General features: G+C 34.3%; 17 protein-coding genes. 8 read left to right on the top strand and 9 right to left on the bottom strand.

Going from position 1 to position 14,922, the window contains the following annotated elements; all coding sequences use genetic code 11:
* The first annotated feature begins 52 nt into the window (after positions 1-52).
* From DCO46_RS19625 to DCO46_RS19605, 5 genes are read left to right on the top strand one after another with little or no spacing between them, the layout of a single operon-like run.
* Complete coding sequence (locus DCO46_RS19625; RefSeq protein WP_116754181.1) at positions 53-718, top strand: spermidine synthase; 666 nt, start codon at positions 53-55, stop codon at positions 716-718.
* 8 nt (positions 719-726) lie between these two features.
* Positions 727-1,404 carry a peptidoglycan DD-metalloendopeptidase family protein gene (locus DCO46_RS19620; RefSeq protein WP_116754180.1) on the top strand — a complete coding sequence of 226 codons (678 nt, stop codon included), beginning with the start codon at positions 727-729 and terminating at the stop codon, positions 1,402-1,404.
* A gap of 6 nt (positions 1,405-1,410) precedes the next feature.
* A complete protein-coding gene (locus DCO46_RS19615) occupies positions 1,411-1,884 on the top strand; it encodes a hypothetical protein (protein WP_116754179.1) in 474 nt (157 codons plus the stop codon).
* An 11-nt stretch (positions 1,885-1,895) separates the two neighbouring features.
* The gene (locus DCO46_RS19610) at positions 1,896-2,420 is read left to right on the top strand and encodes a hypothetical protein (RefSeq protein ID WP_116754178.1); all 525 of its coding nucleotides are present in this window, start codon (positions 1,896-1,898) and stop codon (positions 2,418-2,420) included.
* 50 nt (positions 2,421-2,470) lie between these two features.
* Positions 2,471-2,941, top strand: a complete 471-nt coding sequence (locus DCO46_RS19605; RefSeq protein WP_116754177.1) for a nuclear transport factor 2 family protein — start codon at positions 2,471-2,473, stop codon at positions 2,939-2,941.
* 82 nt (positions 2,942-3,023) lie between these two features.
* On the opposite strand, the gene DCO46_RS19600 is transcribed toward DCO46_RS19605, so the two are convergent.
* Positions 3,024-4,511: an aminotransferase class V-fold PLP-dependent enzyme gene (locus tag DCO46_RS19600; RefSeq protein WP_116754176.1), complete on the bottom strand. Its 1,488-nt coding sequence runs from the start codon at positions 4,509-4,511 to the stop codon at positions 3,024-3,026.
* Between the two features lie 179 nt (positions 4,512-4,690).
* On the opposite strand from DCO46_RS19600, the gene msrA reads away from it, so the two are divergent.
* Entirely contained in the window at positions 4,691-5,221 is a 531-nt protein-coding gene (gene msrA / locus DCO46_RS19595; protein ID WP_116754175.1) for a peptide-methionine (S)-S-oxide reductase MsrA, read from the top strand.
* 7 nt (positions 5,222-5,228) lie between these two features.
* On the top strand, positions 5,229-6,797 hold the full coding sequence (locus DCO46_RS19590) for a protein adenylyltransferase SelO (protein ID WP_116754182.1): 1,569 nt from the start codon (positions 5,229-5,231) through the stop codon (positions 6,795-6,797).
* Positions 6,798-6,890: 93 nt separating this feature from the next.
* Here DCO46_RS19590 and DCO46_RS19585 read toward each other — a convergent pair whose 3' ends face one another.
* Together DCO46_RS19585 and DCO46_RS19580 are read right to left on the bottom strand one after the other, a co-directional pair.
* On the bottom strand, positions 6,891-7,856 hold the full coding sequence (locus DCO46_RS19585) for a YpdA family putative bacillithiol disulfide reductase (RefSeq protein WP_116754174.1): 966 nt from the start codon (positions 7,854-7,856) through the stop codon (positions 6,891-6,893).
* A gap of 6 nt (positions 7,857-7,862) precedes the next feature.
* Positions 7,863-8,333: a CYTH domain-containing protein gene (locus tag DCO46_RS19580; RefSeq protein ID WP_116754173.1), complete on the bottom strand. Its 471-nt coding sequence runs from the start codon at positions 8,331-8,333 to the stop codon at positions 7,863-7,865.
* 241 nt (positions 8,334-8,574) lie between these two features.
* Here DCO46_RS19580 and DCO46_RS19575 point away from each other — a divergent pair, with 241 nt between their 5' ends.
* Positions 8,575-9,138, top strand: a complete 564-nt coding sequence (locus DCO46_RS19575) for a hypothetical protein (RefSeq protein WP_116754172.1) — start codon at positions 8,575-8,577, stop codon at positions 9,136-9,138.
* Between the two features lie 34 nt (positions 9,139-9,172).
* Here the strand turns inward: DCO46_RS19575 and DCO46_RS19570 are convergent, their stop codons facing one another.
* From DCO46_RS19570 to DCO46_RS19545, 6 genes are all read right to left on the bottom strand, one after another.
* Positions 9,173-10,219: an o-succinylbenzoate synthase gene (locus DCO46_RS19570; RefSeq protein ID WP_116754171.1), complete on the bottom strand. Its 1,047-nt coding sequence runs from the start codon at positions 10,217-10,219 to the stop codon at positions 9,173-9,175.
* A gap of 39 nt (positions 10,220-10,258) precedes the next feature.
* Positions 10,259-11,458 carry a tetratricopeptide repeat protein gene (locus tag DCO46_RS19565; RefSeq protein ID WP_116754170.1) on the bottom strand — a complete coding sequence of 400 codons (1,200 nt, stop codon included), beginning with the start codon at positions 11,456-11,458 and terminating at the stop codon, positions 10,259-10,261.
* Between the two features lie 2 nt (positions 11,459-11,460).
* On the bottom strand, positions 11,461-11,976 hold the full coding sequence (locus tag DCO46_RS19560; protein WP_116754169.1) for a DUF2199 domain-containing protein: 516 nt from the start codon (positions 11,974-11,976) through the stop codon (positions 11,461-11,463).
* Positions 11,977-12,024: 48 nt separating this feature from the next.
* Positions 12,025-12,702 (bottom strand): metal-dependent hydrolase, encoded by a 678-nt coding sequence (locus DCO46_RS19555; RefSeq protein WP_116754168.1) that lies wholly within the window; start codon positions 12,700-12,702, stop codon positions 12,025-12,027.
* A gap of 27 nt (positions 12,703-12,729) precedes the next feature.
* Positions 12,730-13,692, bottom strand: a complete 963-nt coding sequence (gene menA, locus DCO46_RS19550; RefSeq protein WP_116754167.1) for a 1,4-dihydroxy-2-naphthoate octaprenyltransferase — start codon at positions 13,690-13,692, stop codon at positions 12,730-12,732.
* A 102-nt stretch (positions 13,693-13,794) separates the two neighbouring features.
* The gene (locus tag DCO46_RS19545; RefSeq protein WP_116754166.1) at positions 13,795-14,628 is read right to left on the bottom strand and encodes a 1,4-dihydroxy-2-naphthoyl-CoA synthase; all 834 of its coding nucleotides are present in this window, start codon (positions 14,626-14,628) and stop codon (positions 13,795-13,797) included.
* Positions 14,629-14,922 lie beyond the last annotated feature (294 nt).

The raw sequence follows: 14,922 nt of genomic DNA, 5'->3' as shown, positions 1-14,922 counted from the left end.
CTGTTACAGGTTAAGCCTGCATAAATGGTATTTTGAGTAAAACGCCTATAAAATGATTCAAAAAATATTCAGTTATCTGATCCCAATAAAAATATTCAAAAAAAAATCGGCAAGAAGTAAAATAATCGAAGTAACCTGGGCAAATGGTGAATTGGTTCTGGATTCTGAAAACACTAATTATTCTTATGGAAGTCTGCAACGTATATTAAGGTACGGACTCCGAAATATTGGTTATGATAAAGTTATTGAAATGGAACACATTTTATTGCTGGGAGTTGCCGGAGGAAGTGTAATAAAAACCCTGGTTGATGAAATTGAATATAAAGGTAAAATTACAGGAGTTGAAATTGACCCTGATATAATTCAGATTGCAAATCAATATTTCAGACTTGATCAAATTAAACAACTCGAAATTATTATTGATGATGCTTTTGAATTTGTACTGAAAACAAAAGACAAATATGATCTGATTATTATTGATGTTTTTGAAGATATAAAAATGCCCAATTTTTTATTTGAAAAATTTTTCAGCGAAAGGGTTTGTTCCCTTTTAAAAAATCAGGGATTTGTACTTTTTAATACTATGATTTTAGATGAAGCACATAATGTGAGAAACAGGAAGTATATTTCAGAAATAAACGTTAAATTGTTTTCTTCAAAAATGTTACCACGCATTGAAGATCACAACGAATTAATAATCATCCAAAAAGTAGTTTAATTTCCCATATGAAAAGCCTTGTCTCCATTTTAAAAGCCTTGCCTCCCACAAGAGTTATTGACACAAATATTGATTTTTCAAAATATATCCCTTTAGATTTATCCGTAACTAATAAAGATCTGGCCGTAAATAAACCGTTGGATGCTGCTCAGTTTGAAGATTTTATTTCAAAATATTTAGACAAAAATAACGCTGAAATTGCTTTTGGAGGTTATATAGAAGGACGTAACTTATATAAGAGAAGTACCATTTTTAAAGATGGATCAAATCCCGAACGCAATATTCATATTGGTCTGGACTTATGGGGAAAAGCCGGTACAATAATCCTGGCTCCGCTTGACGGAAAAGTGCACAGTTTTAAAAATAACCCGGGCCTTGGAGATTACGGACCGACAATTATTCTGGAACACGAAATTGAAAATGAAAAATTTTATACTTTATACGGACATTTATCGTTAGAAAGTATAGAAAACCTAACAGTTGGGGCTGTTTTTAAAAAAGGTGAAAGTTTAGCAACTTTTGGAAATTCTGAAATAAATGGCGATTATGCACCACATTTGCATTTTCAGATTATTAATAATATTGAAAATTATCAGGGTGATTATCCCGGAGTCTGCAATATAAATGACTTAAATTTTTATATAGAAAATTGCCCCGACCCTAACTTATTATTAAAAATAACATAAATAGTTATGAAGAAAGCAATATTGATTATATGTTTGTCCCTGTTAGCAGGATGTAAATCAAAAAATATCAGCCGAGATACTGAAGATCTGAAAATTACAAAACTAGAAGCTCCCGAAATTAATGCCAATCAGCAGAAAAAAGCATACGATTTAGGCAAAAGAGTTTTAGAAACCTGCAACACCTCTAAGTTCAAACCATTTGACGAAACGGAAGTGACCAAATCTGTAATGGAAAATACAACAGAAGAACGTCTGACAAAAACCTGTACGAGATTTAGACAGTATTACGGAAGTTTTGTTGATTTGAAATTAGACGGAGTTTATAAAACCAAGCAGGAAGTTATCTACCGCTACCATGCCTTATATACAAAAAAGGTAGCCAACAAAGAACTTCGCGTTTTTGTAAACGAAGAAAATTTGGTTTCTGCCATCAAATCAATGGATTGGGAAGAAAACTTTGAATCTAAATTAAAAGATTAAAAAAATATACTATGAATATAAAATTGCCTCTTTTTGTTTTGCTCCTTATTTCAACTATAATGACTGCTCAGCAAACAATTACTGTAAATGGTTCTAAACCTTTTCCTGCTACTCAGGAATATACTTTTATCTGCGAAAAATACGCTTACACAGGAGAAACAAAGGTTCAGATTGCAAAAACAGAAAAAGGCGGAATTTTAAAATTATCAATTGCAACAGCCAATGACAAAGCCCGAATTTCCGGTGGTGTTTATGTCGATCTGGCAAATGGAGATGTTATACCATGTGTAGATAAAAATGTAAAAGAATCTGCAGATGGTACAACAACTTCTTATTACTATTTTACCCCTGCAGAAATCCTTAAGCTAAAAAAGACAGATATTAAATCAATAAGATTTATAATCGTCGGAGGATCAAATACTTTTGGGAACCAGACCGGATATTTTACTACGGTAAACAAAATGGAGTATTTTTCTACTGCTTATGATACTTCAAAAAAATCATATGATACTGCTAAAGAAATTAGTGCTTTATAAATATTTTTTGCTGAAATAAGTCTTATATTTATGTTCTAATTTTTACAAAAATGAATTCAAACGAAAATTTAATTACTAAATTCTATACCGCTTTTGCAAACGCTGACTATAAAACAATGAGTGAATGCTACCATCCAAAAGTCCACTTTATTGATCCTGCTTTTGGTTTGTTAAAAGAAGAACAGGTTTCTAAAATGTGGGAAATGCTGATCTACCGAAGCAAAGGAAATCTGAAAATTGAATTTTCTAATGTCAAAGCTGACGATTTTAATGGTTCTGCAAATTGGAAAGCAACCTATAATTTTACCAGAACCAACAGAAATGTTATCAATGAGATTGCAGCCGAATTTGTCTTTCAGGACGGATTAATCATTAAACATACCGATAATTTTGATGTCTGGAAATGGTCAAAACAAGCCTTTGGATTAACCGGATATTTGTTGGGCTGGACCGGATTCTTTCAGGGAAAAATACAAAAACAGGCTTTATTATCCCTAAAAAAGTTTCAGCAAACAAAATAATTTTTAAAAGATATTTTTTAAGAAAAAAATAAAACCCGACAGCTTCTAAAACTGTCTGGTTTGTTATATATTTTAAACTGTATTAAGATTTAAACCAACCGGCAACTAATTCATCTTCAAAAGAATTAGCATTTTTATGAATAAATTCATTAGTTCCTTTATTATAGGAATAGTCTAAAGCCCATATCAAGTGATTTTTAGCCAGTTCTTTAATACTTCTGCAAACAAAAGCAATTTCTTCGTCTGTAGTTGTCGGATGAATTGACATTCTGATCCATCCCGGTTTTTTTATTAAATCGCCAATTGTAATTTCGTCTACCAGTTTATTAGAAGTTTCCTGATCTACGTGAAGTAAAAAATGCCCATAAGTTCCGGCACAACTACATCCCCCCCTTGTTTGGATTCCAAAACGATCATTTAAGATTTTGACACCTAAATTAAAGTGAAGGTCTTCTATGAAAAATGAAACAACTCCCAAACGGTTTTTATGTTGTCCCGCCAAAATCCTGATATTAGCAACAGGTTCTAATTCATTAAAAACATACTCAACGATTTCATGTTCACGTTGCAGAATGTTTTCAATACCCATTTCTTCTTTTAGCTCAATTGCCAAAGCGGTTTTTATAACCTGAAGAAAGCCCGGAGTTCCACCGTCTTCACGATCTTCGATATTATCGATATATTTATGTTCACCCCACGGATTCGTCCAGCTAACAGTTCCGCCGCCCGGACAATCCGGAATCATATTATTGTATAATTTTTTATTGAAAATCAAAACACCCGAAGTTCCCGGCCCGCCTAAAAATTTATGTGGCGAAAAGAAAATCGCATCCAGATAAGATTCTGGATCCGCAGGATGCATGTCAATTTCTACATAGGGCCCCGAGCATGCAAAATCAACAAAACAAACACCGTGATATTGGTGCATCAATTTTGCTGCTTCATGAAAAGGAGTTTTTAAACCCGTAACATTTGAACAGGAAGTAATTGAAGCAATTTTTATGGTCCTGTCATTATATTTCTGTAATAATTGCTCTAAATTATCGAGACTAAAAAGCCCTTTATCGCAAGAAGGAATAATTTCTACGTCTGCAATGGTCTCTAACCAGGACGTCTGATTAGAATGATGTTCCATATGTGAAATAAAAACTATTGGTTTCTTTTCTGCAGGAACAGTGGTACAATTTTTAAGGTTTTCAGGAATTTTCAATCCTAAAATACGTTGAAATTTATTGATAACACCTGTCATTCCCGTTCCATCCGTAATCAAAACATCATCCTGACTCGCATTAGTATGACGTTTGATTATATTTCTGGCATAATGATAAGCCTTTGTCATGGCAGTACCTGACACAGTCGTTTCAGTATGGGTGTTCGCAACAAAAGGCCCAAATTCATTCAGAAGTTTCTCTTCTATAGGTCGATACAGTCTTCCGCTGGCAGTCCAGTCAGTATAAATGATCTGTTTTTTGCCATATGGAGATATAAATTCTTGATTTACACCGACAATATGCTGTCTAAATTCCTGGAAATAGGTTTCTAAACTGATGGTACTATTTTTGCTATTCATTAGTATGCCTGTATTTGATTGCAAATATATTGCTTTTTTATAAAATTGAGAATTTATCAATTATAAACTTCAAAAATTAGATAACCTTTTGGTATCTTTAAGTAAACAGCAATTTTTATAAAAATTTATCATAATATTCTATCGGATTAATAGGGCAACTAAACTTAAACAAAACATATATGGAAAATTTATCAGTTGCAACTTTTGGTGGCGGATGTTTTTGGTGTGTAGAAGCTGTCATTCAGCGTTTAAAAGGAATTGGAACAATAAAATCAGGATATTCAGACGGGTTTATTAAAAATCCTCCTTACCGTGAAGTTTGTACCGGAAGAACCGGTCACGCAGAAGTGGTACAGGTAACGTTTAACCCTGACATAATTTCATACCATGACCTGATTACAGTTTTTATGACAAGTCATGATCCGACAACTCTAAACCGTCAGGGTGGCGACAGCGGAACACAATATCGTTCGATTATTTTATATCATGACAATTCTCAAAAAGAAATCGCAGAACAGGTTTTTGAAGAAGTTCAGGCCGTTTACGCAGACCCAATTGTTACGCAATTAAAAGCTTTTGAAGTATTTTACGAAGCAGAAGATTATCATCAGAACTATTACAATCAGAATAAAGAAGCTGGTTACTGCCAGGTTGTAATTGATCCTAAAGTACAGAAATTGAAAAAAATGTATGCTGATAAACTGGCATAATAATCTAATGAAAAATTTAAAAATCAATAACCGATTTACTGCTGAACTGCCTGCAGATCCTAACGAAACCAATGAAGTTCGTCAGGTTTCCAATGCGCTTTTTTCATATGTAAATCCGACAAAACCTTCTAATCCTGTACTAATTCACGCCTCAGAATCTGTGGCTGAATTGGTTGGGATTTCTAAAGATGAAATTCAGTCCGAATCTTTTTTGAATGTTTTTTCAGGAAAAGAAATTCTTCCCGAAACACACCCCTTTGCGATGTGTTATGCCGGACATCAGTTTGGGAACTGGGCTGGGCAATTGGGAGATGGACGCACAATCAACCTGACTGAAGTTGAGCATGAAAACCAGTTTTATATGCTGCAGTTAAAAGGTGCCGGAAAAACACCATATTCCAGAACCGCTGATGGTATGGCTGTTTTGCGCTCTTCAATCAGAGAATATTTGTGTGCAGAAGCGATGCATTATTTGGGAGTTCCCACTACCCGATCCCTTTCACTCATCCAGTCCGGAGACGAAGTTTTGCGTGACATTTTATATAACGGAAATCCTGCATACGAAAAAGGCGCTATTGTTTGCCGCGTAGCTCCATCCTTTATTCGTTTTGGAAGTTTTGAAATGCTGTCGGCCAGAAACGAATTAAAAAATCTGAAACAATTCGTAGAATTTACAATCAGACATTATTTTCCTGAAATCAAAGGTGATCCAAAAGAACAATATCTGCAATTCTTTAAAACTGTAGCAGACACAACGCGTGAAATGATTTTGCACTGGCAAAGGGTTGGTTTTGTTCATGGCGTTATGAATACTGATAATATGTCGATCCACGGTATCACTATTGATTACGGTCCATATGGCTGGTTAGAAAATTATGATCCAAACTGGACTCCCAATACAACAGACAGCCAAAACAGAAGATATCGTTTCGGAAATCAGCCGCAAGTTGCACAATGGAATTTATATCAGCTGGCGAATGCACTCTATCCGTTAATTAATGACGCGAAACCTTTAGAAGATATTTTAGAATCTTTCATGAATGATTTTAATGAAGATTATAAAATGATGTTTTTAAGCAAATTAGGAATAGTTACTTCAATAGAAACTGACAGTGAATTGATTGCAGATTTAGAAGAAAATTTGCAGTTATCAGAAACAGATATGACCATCTTCTTTAGGAATTTAAGCAAAATCAAAAAAGAAGATTCTGCCCAAAATGCTTTAGAAAAAATTAAGGATGCTTTTTATATTCCGGAAGAAATTACAAATAATGTTCTTGAAAACTGGATAACCTGGTTTAATTTATATCTGAAAAGATTAAACGTTGAAGAGCTTTCTGATGAAGACCGCCAGGATAGAATGAACAAAGTAAATCCAAAATATGTTTTACGAAATTATATGGCGCAACTGAGTATTGATGCAGCAGATCAGGGCGATTTTTCTCTGGTAAATGAATTGTATTTATTACTCCAAAACCCATATGATGAACAGCCTGAAATGGAAAAATGGTTTGCAAAAAGACCTGATTGGGCAAAATCTAAAGTGGGCTGCTCTATGCTTTCTTGTAGTTCTTAATTTTTATTTGCCACAGATTATGGAGATAAAAAATATAGTCTTTAATCTGTGGCAAAAAAATTCGTGCTAATTCGTGAAATTCGTGGCAAACTTTTATTTAGTTATATAGTCAACAATCATATTGGCATGAATTCTTGAATTTTCAATAAACCATTTATGGGTCTGCATCCCGCCGCAAACAACACCTGCCAGAAATAATCCTTTCACATTCGTTTCCATTGTTTCAGGATTGTAAGCAGGGATTTTCAATTCATCATCAGAAAGTTGTATTCCCATATTTTCCAGAAAGGTTAAGTCTGGTTTATAACCTGTTAAGGCTAAAACAAAATCATTTTTTATGGTAATTTTGCCATTTGGAGTTTCTATTTCGACTTCATTTTCCCTGATTTCAGTAATGTTCGATTCAAAATAAGCTTTAATACTTCCTTCGGCAATTCTGTTTTCAATGTCCGGTTTTACCCAATATTTTACACGATTGTTTATTTCGTTTTTACGAATAACCATCGTTACATTTGCACCTTTTCTCCAGCATTCCAGAGCAGCATCAACAGAAGAGTTATTCGCTCCGACGACCAAAATATCCCTGAAAGCATATTCATGTGCTTCTTTATAATAATGACGGACTTTTGGCAATTCCTCGCCCGCTATGCTCATTTCAATCGGAATATCATAAAATCCGGTAGCTATGATTACGTTTTTGGCGTTGTAACTGTTTTTATCCGTTATAATTTCAAAAGAATTATTTTCCTGTTTTTTTACTTCGGAAACCCTTTCAAATAAATGAATATTGAAGTTAAAATAACGATGGATATTTCGATAATATTCCAGAGCTTCCTGACGTCCGGGCTTAGGAGCCAGACAATTAAACGGAATATTACCAATCTCAAGCCTTTCTGCTGTAGAAAAAAAAGTCATATACAAAGGGTAGTTGAAAATACTGTTTACTATTGCCCCTTTTTCTATAATTAAATAACGTAAATTTTTATTTTGTGCTTCTATTGCGCAGGCTAAACCAATCGGACCGCCCCCTACAATAATTAAATCATATTGTTCTGTCATAACGGTTTATTTCCAGTCTTTAAAAGGATTTTTACTCAAATAGGCATTGTAGTAACGTTCATCATTTGTAACCTCTTCTCCAAGCCATTCGGGCTTTTCAAAAGATTCCGTTTCAGATTCCAGTTCGATTTCGGCCATGACTAATCCTTCATTATCACCATAAAATTCATCAATTTCAAAAACATGATTTCCTGATCGTACTTCAAAACGGGTCTTTTCAATTTTGCCCTTTTCACATAATTTAAGCAATTCCTGTGCTTCATCAACCGGAATTTCGTTTTCCCATTCAAAACGGGTCATTCCGCCATGATGCCCAATTCCTTTTATGGTTATAAATCCTCTTTCGCCTTTAATTCGAACGCGCACAGTTCTTTCAGGAATAGAACTTAAATATCCCTGAGCAATTTTATTTTGAGTAAAAGCCTGTTCTTTAAAATCATCCGATTTTACAAGAAACTTTCTTTCAATTTCAACCATTTTGATCTATAAATTTTATTTTATGCAAGTTACTCATTTTTATTGAGTCCCTGTATTTGACCTTCTGCAAACTTATATTTTAAAATGGAATTTAACGTCTAACCACATATTAATATAACTGATTATTAACTAATTACGTATTTATTTTTCACTAAATTTGATACAATCTGAAATTTTGACTGACTCAGATTTTCGAAACTCATAAACCTCACAATGAAATATTAATCAAAATTATACAAAGATGAATTTGCCATATTTTTTAGTACCCGCACTAGTTGGCTTAATCTGTGGAATTTTAGGTTACATACTAGGAAGAATGAATTCAAAAAATGATGATTCATTTGCATCATCATTACAAGCTGATCTGGATGCCAGCAAAGCACATGCAAAAAATTTAACTACACGAATTTTGGCTTTGGAATCTGAACTAACTTATAAAGAAATCAGCAATACAATAAAAGCGCCTCTAACTGACGAACCCATTTTACCATTTGACAGTTCTTTAGCAGCCAATGCGTTAAATAAAAATATTGAAGAAAATGATTTGAAAATCGTAGAAGGAATCGGGCCAAAAATCGAGAGCTTGCTACACAATGCAGAAATCCATACATGGCATGATTTGTCTGAAGCATCAACGGAAAAACTCCAGGATATTCTGGATGTTGCAGGCGAAAATTATGCTATTCATAATCCAAGTACCTGGGCAAAACAAGCTCTGTATGCTTATGAAGGAAAATGGCAGGAATTAAACGAATGGCAGGAATTAAACGAATGGCAGGAAAATTTAAGAGGCGGGAAAGAATGATTCTAAAACCTAAAAGCAAACTTTAATTGGTTTTTTAAGCATTTTCCAGAAAACAGGATTGCCATTTTTTAGAGGTATTATACCATAATTGTCCATTTAAAACTTCTAGCGGGCAGTCAAAATTATTGGTATAAAGTGCTCCGGTTCCCAGTCCCTGTGGAATTTTTGAATTTTGCAAAAATGTCCATTGCGCAATTGCGTTTAGTCCTATATTGCTCTCCAACGCAGATGTGACCCACCAGCCAATATGGTATTTCTCCGCAAGAGTAATCCATTCCTGAGTTCCTTTAAAACCTCCAATAAAACTGGGTTTGAGAATAATATATTGTGGTTTGATTTTTTGCAATAATTCTTCTTTTTCTTCCAATGAAAAAACACCAATTAATTCTTCATCCAAAGCGATAGGAAAAGGAGTTACCTTGCATAAGTCTGACATTGCTTTTATATTCCCTTTTTTGATTGGCTGTTCAATGCTATGAAGCTGAAATTTATGAAGTTGATTAAGTTTATCTAAAGCTTCATCTAAACCAAATGCACCATTGGCATCAACCCTTATTTCGATCTGGTCAGGAGAAAAATGACTTCTGATGAACTGTAATAATTCAAGTTCTTTCTGAAAATCAATGGCACCTATTTTGAGTTTGATACAATTAAAACCCTGAGCTAATTTTTCTTCTATTTGTTCTTTCATGAAAGAAGATTCCCCCATCCAGACCAGACCATTAATTACAATTGATTTAGAATTACCGGTAAAATCGGAAGGAAATAACACATAGGGATTTTCACTTTTTAAAGATAAAAAAGCCATTTCTATCCCAAACTGAATAGATGGAAATTCCAGTAAGGCTTCCCAAAGTTTTGTTTCGCCCAGATGAATATTTTCGCATACCCATTTCAGTTTTTCCTCATAATCATCGCGGTCATCTGCGCTTAATCCTCTCAGAATTCCGCACTCACCTATTCCCTTTTTACCATTGTCTTCCAAGACGATAAACCAGGTTTCTTTTTCGGTCATAATGCCTCGCGATGTTCCCGACGGACGCTTAAATTCGAGCATGTATTTATGGTAGGTGGCGTGCATTTTCCTGATTATAAGTTACGGATATTCTGTGTTTTTTTTCTAAAAAAGTTTTAGGACTTTTTCATAGTCTTTAGATTGTATTCCGGCTTTTTGAAAAGCTGCAAAATCTAATTTGGTTTTATCTGTCCAGCTAAGGCTATCCGTTACATTTTGATTTTGGTATTTTTTATAAATTGATTTTGCGGCACTGTAGTCGTCGTTCAAAAGATAAACGTGTGCTAAATTTAATTTTACCAATAATTCCGTATCATCCAGCTTTTCTCCTTCTGTAAGAGATTTAATTGCCTTTGCATATTGCCTCGTCATAATATAGCTGTAGCCAAGGGAACTATAGTCTAAAGCGGTCGCTTTTCCGTCATTAATAATCGTGTTTAATTTTGGAATCGCTTCGTTGAATTTTTGTTGTTTTATCAGCGTTGCAATCTGGGTTCTTAAATCGTTAAAAACATTTTTAGAAATATCGGCATCATTGTAACATGCATTCCCGAAATCTTTATAAGCTTTGTTTTTTTCGATTGGCAATAATTTCTGAAACTCAGAATAGCGATATTGTTTTATTATTTTGTTTAAGATGCAAACACAAAAATCATCTGAATTTGCCATTTTTTGAGCCATCGTTGATGTTTTGCACAAACTTATAATTTCATTTTTATTATCCTGATTCCAGCCCCTGTTTAGTTTTGTATCTACCCATGGCACCACTTCCAAAACTATTTTCTGACTCAAAATCCAGTTTTTGCTTTCAAAACCAAACCAGATTGTAGTGGTATTTTGCTTTAGGCATGATGATTTATCCAACGATAATCTTTTGGCATCTTTACTAACAGGCTCAGACTGAACAAAACATGCTGTATCTGTTTTTCCATCAGAAATATATTTTTTTGCATCTTCATTTGTAGTAAAAATAGAGTACGTACACTCATCATCACCTGAAATCTTTGACATCAAAAAAACGGCTCCTGCCGAACCCTGGCCGATCCCATAAGGATCCGGTATCGCTTTTAGTACGGAAACCAGGCTATTTGTCATTTCCTGATTTTTGTCTAAAAGTGTAATTCTATAAACAATTTCTGTAGTTCCGACAGGCAAATCTTCTGTATTGATAGCAACACGATCACCTGCAGACACCAAAAATTCTTTTGTTGTAGCTCGTTCTTTGTCCCAATAACCGTCTTTTTGAGCATAAGCAGCACAAAAAGAAATAACCAAAAAGAATGAAAATATTTTTTTAAGAGTCATATTTATGATTTTTTTACAGTACCATTAATCATATTTTGAATTCGGTTTTCCGCCTCAGCTTTGGTAATTCCGTTATAAAAATCTTTTACAAACGGGTGATCAAAATCGTCATGCGGAAAAATTAACGGCCGGTTGTTTCCCTTTTGGGTTACCACGTTTGTTGGAATACTTTCCGGAAACTCATATCCTTTTATGGTATTATTTAACCATCCAAAATATACTGTTTCATGATTATCGTTATTATAATTTTCACGATAATTCTCAAAACTTTTTTCACTCAAAGACACCCAAACACCATATTGTAAATCCTGACAATGATCGTTTACTTTTTGAATTAATACACAACGGATAAATCTAATGACTTCATCAGGATATTCAATTACACAGAAATCTTCATCTACGTCCGCCATTTCTTCTTTCTCTTCGTCAGAAAGCCAAGAATAATTATTGGGTACGCTGTAAGTTAAAGCAGGCCATCCTTCATGCTCAAGACCACAACATTCACAATTGTATAGCATATTATTAATAATTTGATTTAATCATTGACAAGTGGCTAAGGCAAAAAATTACAATTCTATTGATTCTCCAATTCCAAGGAGCATTAAATCTTTTCCTTTATCAAAAAATTTGCGAATTGAGTCTTCATGATTGATTTCGATATATCCGAAAGTATCAAAATGATATCCAAGAATTTTATCGCATTCTACAAAATCAGAAGCAATGATAGCATCTTCAACATCCATTGTAAAGTTATCCCCGATTGGAAGAATTGCCAAATCCAGTTTTGTTCTCAACGGAATCAGTTTCATGTCGTACGTAAGTGCTGTATCTCCGGCAATATAAATATTTTTATGCTCTCCTTCGATTACAAATCCTCCCGGATTTCCTCCGTAACTTCCGTCAGGAAAAGAACTTGAGTGAATTGCGCTTACATATTTTACTTTTCCAAAATCAAATTTCCAGCTTCCGCCATGATTCATCGGGTGCGAATTGTAACCCAATTTCGCAAAATAACTTGCAATTTCAGCGTTAGAAACAATTACTGCATTTGTTCTGGTTGCTATAGCCTCTACATCTAAAATGTGATCACCATGTGCATGCGTAAGCAGAATATAATCAGCTTTTAAAGTATTTATGTCGATTGCCGAAGCTTGTGGATTTCCGGTTATAAAAGGATCTACAATGATATGTTTTCCTCCAACTTCTATCCCTAAAGATGCGTGTCCGTAAAATGTAATTTTCATTTTGAAAAATTTATGGTTGAACTTTTGTTATCTTCCTCCTAAAAAGAGATTTACAATAATATCTGAGATTAATGAAATCATACAGATGGTTAACAGCAATGAAAGTAAAAATGTACTTAATGCCACTTTTTTTAATTCAGGATCTAATAACTTAGGTTCCTGGTTTTTAGAAACAGTAATTAAATGTTTGGTTAAAGGAATATAAGCCAGTAAAAACAGGTATTGATCAAAATTATAATCGCTCAGAATGGCAAATATAACTACGAGAACCATTGCGGTAATAATCAGGGCAAAATGATATATTTTTGCTTTATTGCCACCGATTTTAACTACGATTGTGTTTTTTCCTGATTTTCTGTCTGATTCCTCATCCCTCATATTATTTAGGTTTAAAACCGCAACACTTAACAATCCGATAGAAATTGCCGGCAAAATCAAAATTGGATCAACTTCTTTTGAATATAAAAAGTTAACGCCCAGAGTACTTACTAATCCGAAGAAAACGAAAACAAACAAATCTCCGTATCCTCTGTATCCATAAGCTGAATTTCCTACTGTATAACGAATTGCCGAAGCTATTGCTGCAATTCCGAGTAAAAGAAAAAAGATAGAATAACCAAAATTAGATTGTCCAAAGGCAAAGTAAATTAAGGTTATAGCTGATAATAATGTCAGGACTGAAGTAATGATAATCGCCTTTTTCATAGCCTGCGGCGTAATTACACCACTCTGAATAGCTCTTTTAGGACCCACTCTGTCTTCGTTATCAGTACCTTTTACACCATCTCCGTAATCATTAGCGAAATTGGATAAAACCTGTAAACCAAGTGTTGTTAAAAGTGCAAAACCAAAAATTTTCCAACTAAAAACTTCTGTTGGTGTGTTTATGGCTTCTGTTGGGTTGGATAGCGCGTAGATACTGCCAACTATAATTCCGGAAACTGATAAAGGTAATGTGCGCAACCTGGCGGCTTCAATCCAATGTTTCATTATGATTTGTTTAGTTTTAATTTTGTTTCAGGTTTCAAGTTTCAAGTTTTGGGTTGAGTTTCACAACCTGAAACCTGAAACTTGAAACATTTTTTTAACTTTTTACGGAAGCCACTTATTTTCTCCGAAATTTGGTTTTCTTTTTTCTAAAAATGCATTTCTTCCTTCTTTTGCTTCTTCTGTCATATAAGCCAGACGTGTAGCTTCTCCGGCAAAAACCTGCTGCCCTACCATTCCGTCATCGGTCAGGTTCATGGCAAATTTTAGCATTTTTATAGAAGTTGGTGATTTCTGAAGGATTTCCTGAGCCCACTCAAAAGCAGTATCTTCAAGTTCATCATGCGGGATTACGGCATTTACCATTCCCATTTCAAAAGCTTCCTGCGCTGAATAATTTCTTCCTAAAAAGAAAATCTCACGGGCTTTTTTCTGCCCCACCATTTTAGCAAGGTAAGCAGATCCGTACCCTCCGTCAAAGCTGGTAACATCTGCATCTGTTTGTTTAAAAATGGCATGTTCCTTACTTGCCAGAGTCATATCACAAACCACGTGCAAACTATGTCCGCCACCTACGGCCCAGCCCGGTACTACTGCAATGACAACTTTTGGCATAAAACGGATTAAACGCTGAACTTCAAGAATATTCAAACGGTGCTGACCATCTTCTCCAACATAACCCTGATGGCCACGGGCGTTCTGATCGCCACCACTGCAAAAAGAATATACTCCATCTTTTGTTGATGGCCCTTCTGCAGAAAGCAAAACTACTCCTATTGAGGTATCTTCCTGTGCGTCATAAAAAGCCTGGTATAGTTCTGAAGTCGTTTTAGGGCGAAAAGCATTTCTCACATTTGGTCTGTTAAAAGCGATTCTTGCAACTCCGTTACATTTTTTATAGGTTATATCTTCAAATTCTCTGGCAGTTATCCAATCCATTTCTATTTGTTTAGTTTTAAAAAATTATAGTGTAAAAATAAATCATTTTTACATTTTTACCTACTCAATTTAGTTTAAGTCTTCACTAAAATTACTTCCAATGTTATCAATTGGGTGACACAGGCAAAAAATAACACTATTTAACATTTGATTTAAAAAAAAAAGAGTAATTTTATACCCTAGAAATCAATGAGATACATTTATTTTATTGATCTATGATTGATTTTCTTTCACTGATTTATTAACCTAAAAAATGACTTTTTTTGAGAAAAATTAAAAATTTTGTCGCTCATT

The organism is Flavobacterium sp. HTF, from assembly GCF_003105115.1.
Lineage (GTDB): Bacteria > Bacteroidota > Bacteroidia > Flavobacteriales > Flavobacteriaceae > Flavobacterium.
Note: the sequence above shows the minus strand (reverse complement) of the source record. Positions and strands in the feature narration are given on the sequence as shown.

Coding starts and splice junctions, on each gene's coding strand:
- DCO46_RS19615 (WP_116754179.1), top strand. CDS start 1,411: ATGAAGAAAGCAATATTGATTATATGTTTGTCCCTGTTAGCAGGATGT.
- DCO46_RS19545 (WP_116754166.1), bottom strand. CDS start 14,628: ATGGATTGGATAACTGCCAGAGAATTTGAAGATATAACCTATAAAAAA.
- DCO46_RS19575 (WP_116754172.1), top strand. CDS start 8,575: ATGAATTTGCCATATTTTTTAGTACCCGCACTAGTTGGCTTAATCTGT.
- DCO46_RS19620 (WP_116754180.1), top strand. CDS start 727: ATGAAAAGCCTTGTCTCCATTTTAAAAGCCTTGCCTCCCACAAGAGTT.
- DCO46_RS19590 (WP_116754182.1), top strand. CDS start 5,229: ATGAAAAATTTAAAAATCAATAACCGATTTACTGCTGAACTGCCTGCA.
- menA (WP_116754167.1), bottom strand. CDS start 13,692: ATGAAACATTGGATTGAAGCCGCCAGGTTGCGCACATTACCTTTATCA.
- DCO46_RS19585 (WP_116754174.1), bottom strand. CDS start 7,856: ATGACAGAACAATATGATTTAATTATTGTAGGGGGCGGTCCGATTGGT.
- DCO46_RS19605 (WP_116754177.1), top strand. CDS start 2,471: ATGAATTCAAACGAAAATTTAATTACTAAATTCTATACCGCTTTTGCA.
- DCO46_RS19580 (WP_116754173.1), bottom strand. CDS start 8,333: ATGGTTGAAATTGAAAGAAAGTTTCTTGTAAAATCGGATGATTTTAAA.
- DCO46_RS19555 (WP_116754168.1), bottom strand. CDS start 12,702: ATGAAAATTACATTTTACGGACACGCATCTTTAGGGATAGAAGTTGGA.
- DCO46_RS19570 (WP_116754171.1), bottom strand. CDS start 10,219: ATGCACGCCACCTACCATAAATACATGCTCGAATTTAAGCGTCCGTCG.
- DCO46_RS19600 (WP_116754176.1), bottom strand. CDS start 4,511: ATGAATAGCAAAAATAGTACCATCAGTTTAGAAACCTATTTCCAGGAA.
- DCO46_RS19610 (WP_116754178.1), top strand. CDS start 1,896: ATGAATATAAAATTGCCTCTTTTTGTTTTGCTCCTTATTTCAACTATA.
- DCO46_RS19625 (WP_116754181.1), top strand. CDS start 53: ATGATTCAAAAAATATTCAGTTATCTGATCCCAATAAAAATATTCAAA.
- msrA (WP_116754175.1), top strand. CDS start 4,691: ATGGAAAATTTATCAGTTGCAACTTTTGGTGGCGGATGTTTTTGGTGT.
- DCO46_RS19565 (WP_116754170.1), bottom strand. CDS start 11,458: ATGACTCTTAAAAAAATATTTTCATTCTTTTTGGTTATTTCTTTTTGT.
- DCO46_RS19560 (WP_116754169.1), bottom strand. CDS start 11,976: ATGCTATACAATTGTGAATGTTGTGGTCTTGAGCATGAAGGATGGCCT.